General features: G+C 71.9%; 15 protein-coding genes and 1 pseudogene. 6 read left to right on the forward strand and 10 right to left on the reverse strand.

Features of this window, described 5'->3' with window-relative positions:
- The first annotated feature begins 76 nt into the window (after positions 1 to 76).
- Positions 77 to 643, forward strand: coding sequence for a hypothetical protein (locus tag E0504_RS51905; protein WP_243657402.1), 567 nt, complete (start codon positions 77 to 79; stop codon positions 641 to 643).
- Here E0504_RS51905 and E0504_RS03945 read toward each other — a convergent pair.
- The 8 genes from E0504_RS03945 to E0504_RS03980 all read right to left on the reverse strand — a co-directional run bounded on the left by E0504_RS03945 (position 574) and on the right by E0504_RS03980 (position 10,270).
- The gene (locus tag E0504_RS03945) at positions 574 to 3,057 is read right to left on the reverse strand and encodes an FUSC family protein (protein WP_131622055.1); all 2,484 of its coding nucleotides are present in this window, start codon (positions 3,055 to 3,057) and stop codon (positions 574 to 576) included. The genes E0504_RS51905 and E0504_RS03945 overlap by 70 nt on opposite strands.
- A gap of 260 nt (positions 3,058 to 3,317) precedes the next feature.
- The gene (locus E0504_RS03950; protein WP_071060886.1) at positions 3,318 to 4,079 is read right to left on the reverse strand and encodes an ABC transporter permease; all 762 of its coding nucleotides are present in this window, start codon (positions 4,077 to 4,079) and stop codon (positions 3,318 to 3,320) included.
- The gene (locus E0504_RS03955) at positions 4,076 to 5,227 is read right to left on the reverse strand and encodes an ABC transporter ATP-binding protein (protein WP_071060885.1); all 1,152 of its coding nucleotides are present in this window, start codon (positions 5,225 to 5,227) and stop codon (positions 4,076 to 4,078) included. Before E0504_RS03955 ends, E0504_RS03950 begins: the two co-directional genes overlap by 4 nt.
- A gap of 333 nt (positions 5,228 to 5,560) precedes the next feature.
- Positions 5,561 to 6,265, reverse strand: a complete 705-nt coding sequence (locus tag E0504_RS03960; protein WP_071060883.1) for a GAF domain-containing protein — start codon at positions 6,263 to 6,265, stop codon at positions 5,561 to 5,563.
- The gene (locus E0504_RS03965) at positions 6,186 to 6,761 is read right to left on the reverse strand and encodes an anti-sigma-factor (RefSeq protein WP_243657403.1); all 576 of its coding nucleotides are present in this window, start codon (positions 6,759 to 6,761) and stop codon (positions 6,186 to 6,188) included. The genes E0504_RS03960 and E0504_RS03965 overlap by 80 nt, the downstream gene beginning before the upstream one ends.
- Positions 6,758 to 7,060 carry a hypothetical protein gene (locus E0504_RS03970; protein ID WP_071060879.1) on the reverse strand — a complete coding sequence of 101 codons (303 nt, stop codon included), beginning with the start codon at positions 7,058 to 7,060 and terminating at the stop codon, positions 6,758 to 6,760. Before E0504_RS03970 ends, E0504_RS03965 begins: the two co-directional genes overlap by 4 nt.
- 367 nt (positions 7,061 to 7,427) lie before the next feature.
- Positions 7,428 to 8,330 (reverse strand): LLM class F420-dependent oxidoreductase, encoded by a 903-nt coding sequence (locus E0504_RS03975; RefSeq protein WP_071060878.1) that lies wholly within the window; start codon positions 8,328 to 8,330, stop codon positions 7,428 to 7,430.
- A 1,049-nt stretch (positions 8,331 to 9,379) separates the two neighbouring features.
- On the reverse strand, positions 9,380 to 10,270 hold the full coding sequence (locus E0504_RS03980; protein WP_112109006.1) for a class II glutamine amidotransferase: 891 nt from the start codon (positions 10,268 to 10,270) through the stop codon (positions 9,380 to 9,382).
- A 291-nt stretch (positions 10,271 to 10,561) separates the two neighbouring features.
- On the opposite strand from E0504_RS03980, the gene E0504_RS03985 reads away from it, so the two are divergent.
- Positions 10,562 to 11,536 carry a YafY family protein gene (locus tag E0504_RS03985; protein WP_112109005.1) on the forward strand — a complete coding sequence of 325 codons (975 nt, stop codon included), beginning with the start codon at positions 10,562 to 10,564 and terminating at the stop codon, positions 11,534 to 11,536.
- Between the two features lie 7 nt (positions 11,537 to 11,543).
- Here E0504_RS03985 and E0504_RS03990 read toward each other — a convergent pair whose 3' ends face one another.
- Positions 11,544 to 12,317 carry an antibiotic biosynthesis monooxygenase gene (locus tag E0504_RS03990; RefSeq protein ID WP_131622057.1) on the reverse strand — a complete coding sequence of 258 codons (774 nt, stop codon included), beginning with the start codon at positions 12,315 to 12,317 and terminating at the stop codon, positions 11,544 to 11,546.
- 148 nt (positions 12,318 to 12,465) lie between these two features.
- On the opposite strand from E0504_RS03990, the pseudogene E0504_RS54030 reads away from it, so the two are divergent.
- The 4 genes and pseudogenes from E0504_RS54030 (at position 12,466) to E0504_RS04010 (ending at position 16,646) form a co-directional block, all read left to right on the forward strand.
- Positions 12,466 to 12,850, forward strand: a pseudogene (locus E0504_RS54030) (winged helix-turn-helix transcriptional regulator).
- Positions 12,851 to 12,875: 25 nt separating this feature from the next.
- Complete coding sequence (locus tag E0504_RS04000) at positions 12,876 to 13,931, forward strand: SDR family oxidoreductase (protein WP_131622059.1); 1,056 nt, start codon at positions 12,876 to 12,878, stop codon at positions 13,929 to 13,931.
- 182 nt (positions 13,932 to 14,113) lie between these two features.
- The gene (locus E0504_RS04005) at positions 14,114 to 16,009 is read left to right on the forward strand and encodes a serine/threonine-protein kinase (protein WP_131622074.1); all 1,896 of its coding nucleotides are present in this window, start codon (positions 14,114 to 14,116) and stop codon (positions 16,007 to 16,009) included.
- A 445-nt stretch (positions 16,010 to 16,454) separates the two neighbouring features.
- Positions 16,455 to 16,646, forward strand: a complete 192-nt coding sequence (locus E0504_RS04010; RefSeq protein WP_112105566.1) for a hypothetical protein — start codon at positions 16,455 to 16,457, stop codon at positions 16,644 to 16,646.
- A 122-nt stretch (positions 16,647 to 16,768) separates the two neighbouring features.
- Here E0504_RS04010 and E0504_RS04015 read toward each other — a convergent pair whose 3' ends face one another.
- Complete coding sequence (locus tag E0504_RS04015; protein WP_071060870.1) at positions 16,769 to 17,095, reverse strand: FKBP-type peptidyl-prolyl cis-trans isomerase; 327 nt, start codon at positions 17,093 to 17,095, stop codon at positions 16,769 to 16,771.
- Between the last annotated feature and the right edge of the window lie 349 nt (positions 17,096 to 17,444).

Below are 17,444 nucleotides of genomic sequence, written 5' to 3' on the forward strand. Positions count from 1 at the left end.
CATCGTGCCGGTCGCCTCAGGTGGTCCGCGCAAGATCGGTTTGATTGTGTCCGGCCCGGCCGGGCACGCCAGGACTGTGACCAGTGCCCATGCACCGAACACCGCGGGGCGGCACGATCGCCACACCTCGTGGGCGGCCCAGAAGCCCACAGCGCGCGCCGCACCCACGCCGCCCCCGTCCTCCGCGACGCCCGCCACACCCGCAGAGCTCGCAGAGCCCGCAGAGCCCGCGGCTGATCGGACGGTCCCGCAGGTCGACGACGCGACCTCTGCGGCGGCCGGCAAGCTCAGCGAGGCCCTCGAGTGGGTGGAGCGCGCTCGGGGCGCGCTGTACTCCTTCCACCAGCTCTCCGGCCGCGCCGATCTCATTCTCGGCGAGGCGCTGGACGCCCTGTGCGAGGCCGGGCACCCGCGGCTGGCGGCCGAGGTACGGCGGGAGCTGCACGGCCGCAACGTGCTGGACGGACGGTGGACGTTCCAGATCGTCGAGGAGTACGACGACCTGTACTACCGGCCGTTCGTCAGCACGGAGGAACGAGTGCGCGCCCTGCTCACCGACGGCCAGCGGCACGTCTACGAGGCTCGGATGAAGGCTCGCGAGCGTTCCGGGGCCGGCCGCGACCCCTGGGGCCCCGGCGCCTGATCGACCGGCTTGCGCGGGCGGTCCCGGCCGCCGTCGGACGTCCGGTCGAGCGCCGTGGCGGCGGCCGTCAGCCGGGGCTGCAGGTCGCGCAGGATGTCCAGGTAGGCGGCCCGGGAGGTCAGCGCGGCACCGGCGAGGATCTCGGGGCCGCGGTGCGCGCGGGCAGCCCTGTGGATCATGATCAGCCCGGCTGTAGCGGCCCGGCCGGAGCCGGCTTCGGGCTCGGGTGGCTGCCGCGCGGCGCCGAGGGCCGTGGCGTAGGCGGTGTACCAACGGCAGAGGTCCCGCATGTCCTCGATGAGGATGCCCTGGGCGACGGCGAAGCCGGTGGCCTCGGCGCGGCCGGCGCCGGCCGCGCGTGGGAGATCGGGCGTCAGATCGGGCGGCCAGGGGACGTCCCCGTTCCACAGGAGCTGCGCCGTCCGCCGGATACGCAGCGCGCCGGCGGCGATCGTCATCAGCGCGTCGACGTCGAAGCGGCCCGGCGGCTGCTCGGCGAGGAACTGGCGTACGGCGTCGTCGAGGAGGCGGCCGGCCCGGATCGCCTCGCGGGCGGCCGGTGCCACGGCCGGATGCTCGGGGGCACCCGGCGCGTGCGGGACGACGAGATCGAGGAACGTCACCGCACTTCGGTAGGCGGATTCGGCGTGGGTCCGGATCACGGCGACCGCACCGCGGGGCCACAGCAGGGCACCGACGACGATGCTCACCCCGAACCCGATCGTGACGTCCTGGATCCGTACTATGCCCACCCGCCAGCCGGCGGGTTCGACGATGTTGAACAGCATGAGCACGGCGACCGTGAAGCCCGCCTGGCCCAGTACGAACCCCGACCTGCGGCGGGAGTAGCTCCCGAGCAGCACGGCGAGCGGGAGAACCGCCCACAGGACGGCGGTGTGGGTGCCGACGGCGACCACGAAAAGGCCACCCACGACGATGCCGACTCCGGTGCCGGCGAGCGCGCGTACCGCGGCGGAACCGGTGGCCATGGCGTTCGAGCGCAGGACGGACAAGGTCCCCAGCACGACCCAGAAGCCGTGCTGGAGCCCGGCGGCCTGGGCGATGATCACCGCCGTGGTGAGGCCGAGGGAGCCGCGCACGCTGTTGCGGAACCACACCGACCGCGGGCTGGCGTAGCCGGCGGCGAGATCGGTCGCGGCGGTTCCCCGCTCGCGCACCAGCCGGCGCGCGTGATGGAACGCGTCCACGGTGCGCCGGACGGGACTCGCAGGCGGGCGGGGCGGGAGGAGGCCGGTCACCCGCAGCACGTTCAGCGCCAGTTCCCTGGCCCCCCGGGCCAACCGGCGCAGGTGGAACGCCTCGGCCGCGGCGAGGTCCGGTGGGCAGGCAGGCGCCGGCTCCCGCAGCTGCCGCAGCAACGCCGACCGCATCGCCCGCTCGGACCGTTCCAGTCGCGCGATCCCGAGCCGATCGTCCCCGACCCGCACCCCACCACCCCCGCCGTCGGCCCTGGCCCTGGCCCTGGGCCGACCGTGGTCGGACGGTCCGATGCGGGTGGCCGCCGCGCGCAGCGTCGCCGTGACGGCGGCGTGCAGCTCGGCGGCCTCCGCGGGAAAGCAGGCGCGGGCGGTCCGGTCCCGCTCCGGCCACGGAAGGGCGAACGGCACCAGCCAGTTGACGTCCATCACCAGGTGGCCGAGCGCCGCCGCACGGCCACCGACCCCGGTCGGGCGGTGGGCCGTCGCGACGAACTGCCGCCGCAGCCGCCGCAGCGCCGGCCAGAGATCGGGCGCCGGACGCCGCGACACGTCGGCCGCCGGACCGCGCGACACCGCCGCCGGCGGGTCCGGCACCTGGGGCTGCCAGCTCACGGCCGTCGCGAGCGCGTGGCAGACGTCCGCCGTCTCCGCGCGCAGGCGGTCCGGCGGGCGGCGCGGCCAGAGCAGCATCGCGGCGGTGATCGAGGCGACCGAGGCCAGCCCCCAGCCGACCAGCCGTTCCGGTATCGCCGAGATCGGGCCGGGTGTCATCACAGGCAGCACGAAGGCGAGCAACGCGGATCGGCCGGCGACGGCGACCTTGGCGTTCAGCACGCCGGAGAACATCACAACGAAGGCCACGACCGCGGTCATCGACGCCGCCAGCCAGGGCGAGCGCGAGCCGAGCGTGCCGAGGACGACCATCCCGGCACCGGTGGTGGCGAGCGTGAGGTAGGCGGTGAGCCGGGCCGGTCGGGGCCCGTCGAAGTCGACGAACTCGAGGAGCGCGTAGGCGCCGAACCAGGCGAACAGGCTCATCCGCACATCGCCGACAAGCGTGGAGACGAGGGCGAGCAGGGCGGGGGCGACGATCGCGACGCGGGCCGCCGAGGTGAGGCAGAAATGCCCGGGGTCGCTGTCGAATGCTCCGAACAGCCGCGGACGAGCCACTCCCCGCCACCACAGCTGTCGCATCAGAGTATTCGCTACCCACAGTAGCGGCGTGGGATGCGCGCGGGCCCTGCTTCAGACCACAAACTGCCTGCCTGGAGGCAGCAATCGGCACAATCTCGACCGAGCATCCCGAGCCCGGCTTCCAGAAGGACCGACTCCACAGCGCCCGACGCCACAGAGCCCGACCGGAACGACGTCCGGCCGGGCCCCCCGCAGCCCCGATCAGTCGACTTCCCCAGCGGGTCAGGCGACCCGCTGGGGGCCAGACTTCCCGCGGTGGGTCAGGCGTCCCGCCGCTTGGCGGCGGCGAGGCCGATCGCCAGGATGCCGAGGCAGACTGCGGCGAAGTAGATCAACGATCCCCAGGGCCCGAAGGGCAGGCCCCCGACCACCGGCGGCCCGTCGTTCGTCTCCGGCTGCCCCGCGACGATGAAGTTGTTCCCGACGATGAAGGGCAACCAGTCCTGGATGTGGTCACCGATGCGCGGGATGACCGGCAGCAGGCTCTCCGCCAGGAACAGGTAGACGAGCATGACCACGATCGCGCCCGCGCTGTGCCGGATCAACAGACTGAGACCGATCGCGAAGATTGCCGCGAGAAGGTAGATCAGCCCGATCCCGAAGACGTTGCGGTACTCCTGGCTGGTGTTCAGGACCAGCGGGGCGTCCGGCTGGATCAGGCGCGCGACGCCCCAGGAGGCCACCGCGGTGATCTCGCCGACGATCCCGGCGAGCCCGGCGACGACGACCGTCTTCGCCAGCAGCGCCGGCGTCCGGCTGGGAACGGCGAGGAACGTCGACCTGATCGTCCCGAAGCGGTACTCAGTGGTGACGGCCAGCGCCGCCATCACCATCATCACGACGAGCCCGAAGTTGTACGCGAACTGCGTCACGCTCGGTGTCAGATCGGCGAGGTCACTCGGCTTGGTCGCGGCGCTGAAGACCGCGGTGAGGCCGACGGTGAGCGCGACCGCGAGGATCATGCACCACCAGGGCGAGCGGGTGGAGAAGAGCTTGATCCGCTCGACGGTGAGCAGCGTCATGGCTTGTTGACCCCCGTCCAGGCATCGGTACCGGGGCTGGTAGGCGCCGGTACCGACGGGCCGCCGGGGCCCGATGGTCCGGCGGGTGTCGCGCCCGGAGGGGTGGGGGCGGGCACAGCGCCGGGAGGAGCACCCCCTGGTGGCACCGCGCCGGGCGGCGGGCCGGCAAACCCGGGAACACCGGGTGCGCCGGCCGGCCCGGTGCCGACGAGCGGCCCGGTGGGGCCGACACCGCCCGCGTGATACTCGACGTCGCCGCCGGTCATCTGGATGAACGCCTGCTCCAGCGAGCCACGCGACTCGGAGAGCTCGTGCAGGACCAGCCCGACGGTGCCGGCCAGCTCGCCCACCTGCTCGGTGGAGCTGCCGCGAACCACCAGGGCGGCCGGGATGTCGGTGGTGGCGGGTGTCTCCTGGACCGCCAGGCCCTGGCCGGTGAGGACACTGTGCAGCCGCTCCATCTCGGGGCCGCGTACCCGCACCGAGGAGTCGGACGCCGAGTTGATGAACTCCTTGGTGCTCGTCTGCGCGATGAGTCGCCCGCGGCCGATGACGATGAGTTCCTGGGCGGTCAGCGCCATCTCGGAGAGGAGATGGCTGGACACGAACACCGTGCGACCCTCATCGGCGAGCCGATGCATGAACTGGCGAATCCAGAGGATTCCCTCCGGGTCCAGGCCGTTCACCGGCTCGTCGAACAGCAGCACCCCGGGGTCACCGAGCAGCGCGACCGCGATCCCGAGGCGCTGGGCCATGCCGAGGGAGTAGCCCCCGGCCCGGCGCCCGGCCACCCCGGTGAGACCGACGATCTCCAGGACCTCGTCCACCCGCTTGGCGGGCAGCCGGTTGGAAGCGGCCATCCAGCGCAGGTGTGCGCGCGCCGAGCGGTTGGGGTGGACCCACTTCGCCTCGAGCAGCGCGCCGACCTCGCGCAGCGGCTCCTTGAGCTCCCGGTACCTGCGCCCGCCGATCAGGACCTTGCCGGCCGACGGGTGGTCGAGCCCGAGAATCATGCGCATCGTGGTCGACTTACCCGCGCCGTTGGGGCCCAGGAAGCCGGTCACCTTGCCGGGCTGCACCGTGAAGGTCAGGTCGTTGACGGCAACGGTACGGCCGTAACGCTTGGTCAGCCCTCGTGCCTCGATCATCACCCTCCTTTCTGGATCATTCGTTATTCCTCTAGCTAATTCGTCTCTGCCGTGGGGAAATCCACGGCCATCACTCACCGGATGGTGGCATCAGGGGCCGACACTTCCCGACCAGGCGAGCAAGCGGTAGACATGTGGCCTGTCGGTCTGGTGACAACCCGAAGCTTCCCCGCGGACAGTGAACAAGAACACGAGGCGCGGCAGCCATCGGGCTAACCCCCGGAAGCGGGGTCGAGACAGCCGCAGGCTTCGGGGAAACCGGGGGCCTCGGGCGACGACGGCCTCGCGGGCCTCGGAGCCGGACCCGCGGACCCAGAGCCGGACCCGCGGGTCTCAGAGCCGGACCCGCCCGGCGAGAATCTCCTCGGCCAGTTCGGACACCCGTCGGCGGCTGCTGCGCGCCGCGCGGCGCAGCCGTTCGAAGGCGGTGACGGCGTCCGTGTCCCAGACGGCCATCAGGTAGCCGACGGCCCGGTCAATGGGGACGCGGTAGTCGAGGGCGAACTGCAGCTGGCGGGCCAGCTTGGTGCTGCGGTCGGCGACCATACCGGCGAGCAGGATGCTCTCCAGCACCTGCCCGAACCGCTCGAGGGCCTCGCGCTCGGCGGAGGTCCACTCCCGGGGCGAGTCGTCGGCGACGTTCAACGTCCCGATCGGGCCGCCGCCCATCCGGATCGGCACGCCGAGGACCGCCCGCACCCCGCCGGCGAGCAGCCTGGGCCTGGCCTGCGGCCAGCGGGCCTCACCCGCGAGATCCGGGCTCACCACCAGCTCGTCCAGGACGAAGGACTCGACGCACGGGCCCTCACCGAGCTCCTCCTGCACCTGTTCCAGCAGGCGCCCGCTGCTGTTGCTCGCGGCGACGCTGCGCAGGGCCCGGTCGGCGTCGACGACGAGGATGCCAGCGCCGTCGAGCCCGAAGACGTCGGTGATCGCGCGCACGGCCTCGGACAGCAGCTCACCGAGCTCTACCCGCTCGGGGACGAGGTGGTGCAGCCGGGTCAGGCTGGCGTCCAGGCGCGCCTTTTCGATCTCCATGTGTTCTCCCGCGACTGGCCGGAGGGCGCGGAGAGGCACCGTCGGCACGACCGCCGACTACCACCCGCTCCACTCGCTCGGACGTGGTCAGCACGGCGTTCCAGGCTTCGGCGACGTCAGGGTAGAGCGGAACTCCAGGCGACGTGAGCAGCTTCACCATACGGTGCAGCAGCGGCCCCGCTCCGCTGAGCGCGACGGCGACCGCGCGGCGCTCCCCGGCGCGCCACAGCAGGTGCAGCACAGTGAGTCCGCGGACGTCGGCGAACACCCGGGACACGTCGAGCACCAGCCCCACAGGCCCCACAGGCCCGGGAGAGCGCGTACGCCGGGCGGCGACCGCGGTCAGCACGGCGTCGAGGGCGGCCCCGGCCGGCGCCTCGGTCGCCATGTCCAGGTCGCCGTCGAGCGCCGCCGTGGCACCCCACGGGTTCAGCCGTACCGTGATCTTCAGCGCCATGGGATCATCGAGAGCAACCAGGAAGCCCTCGGGGATCACCGGTCGACGCGCCCGGAACGCTCGGCGGGGTCGGAGACGTCATCCGGGCCCGCGCCGGCCGACGCCGGATCGGGCTCCTGACCTGGTTCACGCCGCCGCCGGTGGCGAGGTCCCACGTCGACCTGGCGACGTATCCGGCCGTCGAGCGCGGCCTCCCGCTCGGCCTCCACGCTCGAGCTGATCATCCCGAGCATCCGGGAGCGCTCGCCGACGTCCATGCCGGTCATCAGGCTGTCCAGCAGGCCGCCGCTCTCGCTCAGGAAGTTCGCGGGCCCACTCGCGGGCCCCGCCGCGGACACCTCGCAGGAGGCGTCCGCGGCGGCTCGGGGACGAGGTGCGCCCTCGGATCCATCGGGTTTACCGGCCGGGGCGGGAGTGGCCGGAACCTCGGCCGGGGCAGAAGGCGTGGGACGCGCCGAGGCATCGGCCGGACCAACCGGGGTTGGCGCCGCCGGTGTGCGGATTGCTCCCGTGCGGGCTGCTTCGTCGAGAAAAGAACGATCTGCGGGCATACGTCACACTCCGTGACAGGGCCGCAGACACAGGGCAGCACGAACTCGGTTCTGCGAAGGTACTACCTTCGCAGGCAAGACTGCCAGTGGATCTTTTTGGTGACCTCGGGGCCCCGAGGTCACCGCGAACCCGGCGGCCGCCTTTCCACCGCGGTCAGAGGCCGGTTCCGTGAGCTCCGGCGCCCGCCCGCGGCCTCAGGTCGAGCCCCGCGGCCAGGTCACGCCACTGCTCCCGCGGCAGCTCCCGGCTGCCGGTGAGGATCTGCGCGCAGACGTGATCCGCGCCGGCCGCGCGGTGCTCGTCCAGCCGTGCCCGGATGGTGTCCATGTCGCCCCACGCCACGAGGGCGTCGACCAGGCGGTCGCTGCCGCCGCCGGCCAGGTCGGCGTCGGTGAAGCCGAGCCGCCGCAGGTTGTTCGTGTAGTTCGGCAGGTCCAGGTAGACCGCCAGCGCGGCCCGCCCGATCGCGCGGGCCCGGTCGGCGTCCGTCTCCAGGATGATCTTCTGCTCGGGCGCGAGCAGTGCGCCGCCGCCGAGGATCTCCCGTGCCATCCGGGTGTGTTCCGGTGTGACGAGGAAGGGGTGCGCCCCGGCTGCCCGCTGCGCGGCCAGGCCGAGCATGCGCGGCCCGAGCGCCGCCAGCACCCGCGCCGAGACGGGGATGCCCACCGCGTCGAGCGCGTCGAGGTAGGACAGGACGGCGCCGTAGGGGTGGTGGTAGCGGCGACCCGTCGTCGCCTCGACCCGCTTCGCGTGCCCGGTTCCCACCCCGAGCAGCAGGCGGCTGGGATGGGCCTTCTCCAACATGCCGTAGGTGTCGGCCAGCAGGTCGACCGGTTCGGTCCAGATGTTCAGGATCCCGGTGCCTACACACAGGTTCTCGGTGGACTCCAGCAGCGCCGCCGGTAGTTCCAGGTCCGCCGTCGCGCCGCCCAACCAGACCATCTCGTAGCCGAGCTCCTCGAGCTCCTGGGCGGTGTCGCGACGTTCGGCCGTGCCACGTGGCCACTGCCCGGCGGGCATCCAGAGCCCGGTCCTGGCGACATTTATGGTCACTCGTGATCCCTTCTCGCTGGTCACATCGTCGTCATCGACGTCGCGATCCGATCGGGTCCTCCTACCCGATGCCGCGGTCCTCCTCACGTCTCGACGTGGTCCTGATGGGTATGTCACCCCGGCGATTCGGGACGTCCGTCCCTTGTCCGTCCGAGCTGCCAGTCCGGGTTGTCCACTCTGTCCACCGCGGTCGCGGGTGTCGTCGCAGGTCGTCGATGTCTTTCATGTCGGTCAACGGCCGCCGGCGACACCAACGGCCGCGAATCCACGGTGTCCGGTGACGGGTGTTCCGGCTGGAAGCCGGAATCCCGGAGCTCAGGTGACCCCACCATCCGGCCATGCGGTGCGATGATTCATCCAGGCGATCGGCGCTTTCGGGCCGACCAAGGCCTGAACTCCGGCGTTGCGTACTCGACCGGCCTTTACGTATTTGACTGATATAGCACACTTGGCCGGTATTGCGTATCTGACCGGCTTTGCGTACTCGACGTTTCGGCAGTGCCGCCCCGGGATGACCGGGATGCCACCACGGCGGCGGTTCGAGCGGGGAGGGCCCTGAGTCGACCATAACCACGAGAGGGGACAATCGTCACGGCCGACGGGGACCGTGCGGCCCCCCGCGGGACGTCGTCCGGCGAAACGGAAGCGAGTCATCCAGGTCGCGCCGCTCCCGCCCGGTGTCGACGGGCCCGCCCGGAAGTGGTGCTCACGCTGGCCCGATCGGGCCGTAGGCCGCCGTCTCCGGGTAGTGCCACGGCGCCCGCCCGATGCCCGCCCGGTGCTGTCCGCCGTCAACAGGCCGTCCACCGCCGGACGGGGCAGGCGGCGCGCGCCGGAGCCAGCTCGAAAAGCCTGCCCCACCAGGGATGCCGGTCTGGCGGGGCGGCCGGGTGGCGCGAGCGGGGGCCGCAGCTGTCCACAGCTCTCCACACACTTTCCACAAGTTATCCACAGGCTGTGGTGAAGTCATGGCCGGCACGCTCCCCGCCCCGGCCGCCCGCCCCGGCTGTGCCCGCTCAGACCGCTCCGAGCTCAGACCGTGCCCGCGCTCAGGCCGAGACCGGGAGGTCGGGGACGGCGGTCGTCTGCGACGCGGCCGCCTCGGGACGAAGGTCGTCGAGGGTCAGCGGATGCGCCGGCGGGCCGGCCACGACGATGCTGGACGTCACCTTGAGGCCCGGGCCGACGTGCAGCAGTTCCCCGCTGGCCATCAGCCGCCACCGTGGGTCCTCGTCCATCCGCTCGCTCTCGACGACCACCGCGGGGCGGGTCGTCAGGTCGACCGAGCGGACCCGGATCTCGCTGAACGGGCTGGCGTGATCCAGGTGACGGTTGTTACGCCCGCCCGGGGCCCGCTGGAGCACATGCAGACCATTCGTGTCGGGATACCGCAGCGCCCACAGATCGTCCCCGCTGGCCAGGATCATGTTGATCGAGTAGAGCGGCAGGTTCTCGGCGATCCAGTTCGCCGCGGCCGTGATGCCCGCCGCGACGTCGCCGTCCCGCGCCGCGATCTCGCGGGTGACCAGGGCGAAGTAGCGCTCCGAGTCGGTGTCGCCGAGCACGCCGGAGCATGTCGTGCCAAGCTCTGCGTCGAGCTTACCCAGCCCCTCGATGACCCCGTTGTGGGCGAAGATCCGACCATCCTGGACGAATGGGTGTGTGTTGCGGTCATCGACCCGCCCGGTCGAGGCGTGCCGCACATGCGCGACGAACGTCGACGACGTGACCTGCTGCGCCTCGCGGGCGAACGCCGTGTCGGCGCGGGAACGAATCGCCTGCCTGACCACCTCGGGCCGGCCTTCGTCGTCAAAGAAGCCGAAGCCCGCGCCGTCCGGGGGACGGCGGGTCTGGGCCCGCGGGCTGTCTGGCGCGTCCAGCAGCCAGAAGGTCGCCTGGATCCGCTCGCCGCCGCTGCTCATCGCGAACAGATGACACATATCAGACCTCCTCGCACCGCGACGGTCCCATCTCGGAAAGTGATGATCCACCACGCCCCAGACCGCGCATGTAGGGGAAGGTAGCTGACCGGTCAGGGTTCGTGGCGTCTTCTGGGCCATCCCCCCGATCCACGGGATCACGCCGGGCCCGGGAACGTGACATGTGTCCACTTGTGGCCTCATGCGGCCCTACCACTTTCCGGACAATCAACCGGATCAGTCGTAAAGCATCCGACGAGAAGCGGCCGATCGCGGACCGAAGCTGTCCGCTGGCCACGGCAGACTCGGGACATGCTCGAGACCTCGGCCCGCCTGCTCCGGCTGCTCTCGCTGCTGCAGACCCACCGAGACTGGTCCGGGGCGGACCTGGCCGACCGGCTCGGGGTCACCGCCCGCACCGTCCGGCGGGACGTCGACAAGCTGCGCAGCCTCGGCTACCCCGTGCACGCCGCACCCGGCACGGCCGGTGGCTACCGCCTCGGCGCGGGTGCCCAGCTGCCGCCCCTGCTGCTCGACGACGACGAGGCCGTCGCCGTCGCCGTGAGCCTGCGCACCGCCGCCGGCGGCTCGGTCGAGGGCATCGCCGAGTCCGCCATCCGTGCGCTGACGAAGCTCGAGCAGGTCCTGCCGACCCGGCTTCGGCACCGGGTGTTGGCGCTACACTCGGTCACAGTGTCCCTGCGTGGCACGAATCCCGCGGCCGTCGACCCGGACGTCCTGATGGCCGTGGCGACCGCCTGCCGCGAGAACCAGCAGCTGCGGTTCGACTACCGCGACCACAACGGGACACCGACCGCGCGGATCGCCGAACCGCACACCCTCGTCCACACCGGGTGGCGCTGGTACCTCATCGCCTGGGACGTCGGCCGTGGCGCCTGGCGCAACTTCCGCCTCGACCGCATCGCGCCGAAGACCCCGACCGGCCCGAGGTTCACCCCCCGGGACCCACCCGCGGACGACATCCAGGCGTACACGTCCTGGTCGGTCTCCACCGCCGGGTACCGGTACCAGGCCCGCGTGCGCTACCATGCACCCGCCGGGGTGATCGCCGCCTCGCTCAGCCCGACCTCCGCCGTGATCGAGGCACTCGACGACGAGAGCTGCCTGGTCCGGACGGGTTCCAACTCGCTGGACGCGCTCGCGATCTACCTCAGCCTCGTCGACGCGGACTTCGACGTGCTCGAACCGCACGAGCTCGTCGACCGCGTCCGCGAGCTTGCCGGCCGGCTCGCGCGAGCGGCACCGCCGCCACCACCCACCGACTGAAAGCGGCTCAGGATGGCTGCCAGGGCGGCGCTACGCCCCAGCCCCAACGCGGAACCGGCGCGTGCGGCATGGGTGTGGCGCTGGGCGTGGAGTTCTCGACGGCGAGGCGGGTGCCCCATTCGACATAGCCCATGAACGCCGCCCGGAACTCGGGATCGCCCGGCAGCCCGACCTCGTCCGCCGCGTCGACGAGCAGGCTCACCCACCGTCGGCGCTGCGGCTCGGTGATGGCCCTGCCGACGTGGTGGGCGAGCATGTTCTCGTACCCGCCGCGTTTCTCGGTGTACTCGGCCGGGCCACCGAAAACCTCGCCGAGCCACATCGCCACGTGGTGGGCGTGCGCCGGATTCATGCCCGCGAACAGCGGCGCGAGAAGGTCGTCCTCGACGACGGTCTCGTAGAAACGGGTAAGGAGCCGCTCGAAGGCCTCGGCGCCGCCGGCCCATTCGTAAAGGGTGGGCGGCTCGGGTGCTCCCCCGCCCCGCCCGGCGACCGCCGTGGGAGAATAGTGCTGCATCTCCTCGATGTGTTCGACGTACGGCCCGATCTGCGCCAGGAACTCACGGAACTCCGCGCTCCGCCGGAAGCCGTCCAGATGACCGGCGACCGAATCCCACTGAATGCGCAGGATGTACTGGACGTTCGTCTCGACGCAGCGGGTGAGCTCGAACGACAGGCAGTTCCGCGACCACTCGAGCACCGCTGCGGCTCGCGAATACGCCTTCTCGAACTCGTCAGTGCTGTGTTCCGGTATCCGGTATCGGATGTACTCGACGATCACAGCCGGATCACCTTTTCGCCTCCGGCGACTGGGGAGAACCCGAAACTATCAGCGGGAAACCTGGCATAGGCGATCCCCGGGGTACGCACAAAAAAGTGCGTACCATGCGGGCACGGCGTCCCGCGAGGAGTGGTGAGGAGTGGTGACGATGTCCCCGGACACGCCCCAGCCCCCGGGCACGGCGCGGCCCGGCCGCAGCTATCACTGCCACGTCGAGGTCACGGTCGACGTCATCGGCGGGAAGTGGACGCCGGTCGTCCTCGCCCATCTGAAGGAACACGACCGGCTACGGTTCGCACAGCTGCGCCGGCTCATCCCCGACATCACCGAGAAGATGCTGGCGCAGCGGCTGCGGGAGCTCGAGGCGATCCAAATCGTCGACCGGATACCCGTCAGCACGGCAGCACGTCGAGTACGCGCTGACGGCGCAGGGCCGGTCCCTCGGCCCGGTGCTGCAGGCGATGTGGGAGTGGGGCCGGGACTGGGCGGCCACGAACCGGCTCGCCGTCGATCCGGTCCAGTTCCGCCACTGACCCGCCCGCTGGCATATTCGGGCCCATGTCCGCGCAGGCGACACCACCCGCGACGGTCCGCACGGCGGCCGCGGCGGTCCGCACGCCCTGGGCTCCCGACAGGAGCGCCCTTCGCGGGCGCGTGGCCGTCGTCGCCGGTGCCACCCGCGGCGCGGGTCGCGGGATCGCGGCGGCCCTCGGTGAGGCCGGCGCCACCGTCATCTGCACCGGCCGCAGCAGCAGGACGGGCGTCCTGCGCTCCGACTACGACCGCGCCGAGACGATCGAGGAGACCGCGGAGCTCGTCACCGGGCTCGGTGGTGCCGGCATCGCCGTCCCCGTCGACCATCTGGACCCGGAGCAGGTGCGGCGGCTCGCCGACCGCGTCCGCGCCGAGCACGGGCACCTCGACGTGCTCGTCAACGACATCTGGGGCGGCGAGGTCCTCAAGGGCGGGCCGAGCGAGTGGGACACGCCGGTCTGGGAACACGGCCTCGACCGCGGGATGCGCATCCTGCGGCTCGCCGTGGACACCCACCTGATCACCTCCCACCACCTGCTCCCGCTGCTGATCGACCGCCCGGGCGGGCTGGTCGTCGAGGTGACCGACGGGACGACGGACTACAACGCGGCCAACTACCGGATCTCCGTGTACTACGACCTCGCCAAGGTCGCCGTGAACCGGCTCGCCTTCTCGCAGGGCCACGAGATCGCCCCGCACGGCGGGACCGCCGTCGCCGTCACGCCCGGCTGGCTGCGCTCGGAGATGATGCTCGAGGCGTTCGGCGTCACCGAGGAGACCTGGCGCGACGCCCTCGCCCCGCCCGACAGCGCCTCGACCGGCGGCGCTCCGACCGGCGGTGCTCCGCCGGACTTCGCGTTCTCCGAGTCGCCGCGTTATGTCGGGCGCGCCGTCGCCGCGCTGGCCGCCGATCCGGGACGGGCCCGCTGGAACCAGCGCTCGGTGACCTCCGGCCAGCTCGCGGCCGAGTACGGCTTCACCGACGTCGACGGGTCACAACCGGACATCTGGCCGCGCCTGGAACGTCCGGCGGAAGCCCCGGCGCCGGCGGCCGGTCAGGAGCCGCACGCGCCCCGGTAGCGCGTCCCGGGGCTCCACCCTCCGCTGGCCGCCCACTGACCGGCCAATATGATGAAGATCGGCATTTTCCGATGATCTCGACCGGTTTCTGCAGTCTCGACTGGTTTTGACGATCTTCATCCGGTTCCGGCGGTCTCAGCCGGCATGCCGGAACCGAAGCGGGCCGGCATCCGGAGGGCATGATGCGCAGCACGCCACCGAGGACGGTGGGAAGCGACCCGCACCCGCCGCCATCCGGTGGCCACGCACCGCAACCCGCGTCCCTCCCACCCGAGACGCCGACACGCGGGACGTCGGCGGCGGGCGGAACGTTCACCCGTGCCTGGGACGCCGTCTTCACCCCGCTCACCGCGCACGACCCGGACGAGATCAGCGGCTACCCGCTGCGGGCCCGGATCGGCGAGGGCGGCATGGGCGCCGTGTACCTCTCGCACACCCCCGGCGGACGACCGCTCGCGGTCAAGGTGGTCCGTCCGGAGTTCGCCGCCGACCCCGACTTCCGCGCCCGGTTCGCGAAAGAGGTCGCGATCGCACAGCGGGTGCAGGGCCCCTACACGGTTCCGGTCATCGACGCCGATCCCGACGCGGTGCGCCCGTGGATCGCCACGGCCTACGTCCCCGCCCCGTCGCTCGCGATAGCCGTGGCACGGACGGGTGCGCTGCCCGCCACGACCGTCCTGATGCTGATCGCGGGTGTCGCGGAGGCCCTGCAGTCCATTCACCGGGTCGGGGTGATCCACCGCGACCTGAAACCAGGAAACGTCATTCTCGCGGCGGACGGCCCGCGCGTCATCGACTTCGGTGTCGCGCGCGCCCTCGACGCCGCGACGGCCGCGATGACACAGACCGGAGCGCGCCTCGGAACACCCGCCTTCATGGCTCCCGAACAGGTTCGCGGGGCGCAGCTCGACCGATCCGGTGACATTTTCGCCCTCGGGGCCACCGCCTACTACGCCCTGACCGGCCGGCCGCCGTTCGGCGTCGACGCCGCCGTCTTCCACCGCATCGAGCACCAGCAGCCCGACTGGGATGGCTGCCCGCCGCAGGTACGCGACGTTCTGGCCCACTGCCTGGAGAAGGACCCCGCGCGCCGGCCGACCCCCACCGAGCTGATCGAGCTCTGCCGACTGATCGCCCCGATCGACCGGCTGACCTCGGACGAACAGTTGACCACCGGCGCGGGGTGGCTGCCCCCCACCGTCGCCGCCGAGGTAACCCGCTACCACCTCGCCCCGCTGCCCACCCCACCCCCGACTCCAGCTCCAGCTCCGTCCCCGGCCTTCACCGAACCGCCTACCGCCGCCCCCGCCGGAGCCGGCGGCATCCCAGCGGCCGGCGGCGTCGCGGCGGGTGGGGCACCGCGCCGGTCCGGCCACGGCCGCCGTCCCTGGCTGGTCGGCGCGATCGGCGCGGTCGCGTTCGTCGTGGTCTGCGCGCTCGCCGCCGTGCTGCTCACCCGCTCCGACGAGCCGTCGCCCTCCACGCCCATGGTCGCCTCGGCCGTGAACGGGCCCACGGCGGACCCCGCCAGGCCGCCCTTCGATCCGAAGGCGGGCCTCCCCGGTCCGGTGGCGCCCGGGCCGGGCCTGCCCGTTCCCGGCACCCCACCGGGTGGGCTGGGAGCCGGCGCGCCCGGTTCACCGCCCGCGGGCGCGGGCGGCCCCGCGACTCCCCTCACCCCACCGCCGGCCGCGACCACGCCGGGAGCGACCGCGCCACAGGCACCGGCCCCCACCCCGAAACCGGCGCCGTCCAGCACGGCCGTGAGCGGATGCCCCGGCAGCCCGAGCCACGGCTACAACGGCGACGGGTACGGCGTGCTGACCGAGGCCTCCTCGCTGCGCAGCGGGCCGTACGCGGCATGCGGCGCGGTCGCGAGCCTGGCCAAGGGCAAGAAGGTCTGGCTGCACTGCAGCGTCGTCAACGGCCACAACAACCTGTGGTGGTGGGCCCGCCTGGACGGCTCCACCACCGCCGGCTGGATCTACGACGGAAGCCTCAAGCTCAGCTACGTCGACGACAACGACGACGGCAGGACGCGGATCTACAGCTGCGACGGCACGTACGTCAACCGCTGACACCACTCGCCACTCCGCACAGCACCGCGCGCTGTCCGCCGGCAGGCGAATCGCTGTTCACGGTGCACATCCAGGCGATCGTCCCTGCCCCAGGAGATTCCGCCCGTTTCGCGTCAACCTGACCGGACATGCCGGCATCTATCCGAATGCGGCAACCACGCCGCAGAGGAGGACTCGATGACGATGTCCGATCGACCGGGCCGACGCCCGGCCGGCAACGGAACCACCCGCACGCGCCGGAGGCGGCACCTGGCCGCACTGACGCTCCTGGTCGCCGCGGTCTCGGCCATGATCCCCGCGCAGGCGGCCCTGGCCGGGGGAAACGGACCCCAGCCGTTCGTCCGCGCCCGGGCGGAGGCCGCCGCCAAGGCGGCCTACGCGCAGGCGTTCACCGGCCCTCGCCCAGGCGATACAGAACTTCCCCGAGGCGACACACACCGCCGCTGTGACCACGAGCGACATCGTCTTCACCGACCCGCGGCACGCGGCGCTTCGTTTCCGCATCGCCTACCAGGGCGGGATCGACTTCGGGGAGCAGAACGGTAACGCCCTGATCGTCGATGGCGAGTGGAAGGTCAGCCGCGGCACCTACTGCATGGTCATGGGATGGGCCGGCGCCACCTGCCCATCACCGTGACCTGCACATCACCGTGAGCTGCCCATCTCCCTGACGCGACTCTCGGCCGCCCGGTGGAACGCGGCCGGCGGCGGCCCGAGCGGGCTGCCGCCGGTCCGCGCGCTCCCAGCTCTGTCACCAGGTCAGTTGATGGCGAGAAGCTCCACCTCGAAGAGGAGGTCGGAGTTCGGCGGGATGACGGGCGGGAAACCGCCGGGGCCGTACCCGTAGTCGGGCGTGATGGTGAGCACGGCCTTCTCACCGAGGGAAAGCTGGGGAACCCCCTCGTCCCATCCCTTGATGACCCTGCCGACACCGATCTCGGTGACGAACGGCGCGCCCCGGTCACGGGACGAGTCGAACTGCCGGCCGTCACGCAGGGTGCCGACGTAGTGAATCGTCACCCGGTCCCCCTTCTTGGGGAAAGTCTTGCCGTCTCCCTGCGAGAGGGTTTCAATCGAAACGCCCATGCGATCAGCCTTTCCTCGATGGTGGGACGTGTGCCTGCGCCGGCAGGCTCCCCCGGCTGGAACCGGGCAAACTGCCACCGCGGACCGCCGCTCCCCCGCGGACAGGAACCGGGGGTGCCCCGGAAGTATGTCAGCGCACGCCACAGCATCATCGGTGCCGGTCGGTGAGGCGGAGCGCTGGGACGGCGTGGCCCTGCCGTCCGGTCGTCCGGTGCGCAGCCATAGGATCACTCATCGTGCCGGGGGAAACGGGCGGTTTCGCGATGGTCTCCGATAAGCATCACCGGAGGCCGGGCGCCCGATCATGATGATTGACCGAGCGCGGGTGGCGGCGGCGCTGCCCGGCTGC

It is taken from the genome of Parafrankia sp. BMG5.11 (genome assembly GCF_004337455.1).

Excerpts from the sequence above, each read along its gene's own strand:
- E0504_RS03945 (WP_131622055.1), bottom strand. The coding sequence starts at position 3,057 with ATGCGACAGCTGTGGTGGCGGGGAGTGGCTCGTCCGCGGCTGTTCGGA.
- E0504_RS03950 (WP_071060886.1), bottom strand. The coding sequence starts at position 4,079 with ATGACGCTGCTCACCGTCGAGCGGATCAAGCTCTTCTCCACCCGCTCG.
- E0504_RS03955 (WP_071060885.1), bottom strand. The coding sequence starts at position 5,227 with ATGATCGAGGCACGAGGGCTGACCAAGCGTTACGGCCGTACCGTTGCC.
- E0504_RS03960 (WP_071060883.1), bottom strand. The coding sequence starts at position 6,265 with ATGGAGATCGAAAAGGCGCGCCTGGACGCCAGCCTGACCCGGCTGCAC.
- E0504_RS03980 (WP_112109006.1), bottom strand. The coding sequence starts at position 10,270 with ATGTGTCATCTGTTCGCGATGAGCAGCGGCGGCGAGCGGATCCAGGCG.
- E0504_RS03985 (WP_112109005.1), top strand. The coding sequence starts at position 10,562 with ATGCTCGAGACCTCGGCCCGCCTGCTCCGGCTGCTCTCGCTGCTGCAG.
- E0504_RS04000 (WP_131622059.1), top strand. The coding sequence starts at position 12,876 with ATGTCCGCGCAGGCGACACCACCCGCGACGGTCCGCACGGCGGCCGCG.
- E0504_RS04005 (WP_131622074.1), top strand. The coding sequence starts at position 14,114 with ATGCGCAGCACGCCACCGAGGACGGTGGGAAGCGACCCGCACCCGCCG.
- E0504_RS04015 (WP_071060870.1), bottom strand. The coding sequence starts at position 17,095 with ATGGGCGTTTCGATTGAAACCCTCTCGCAGGGAGACGGCAAGACTTTC.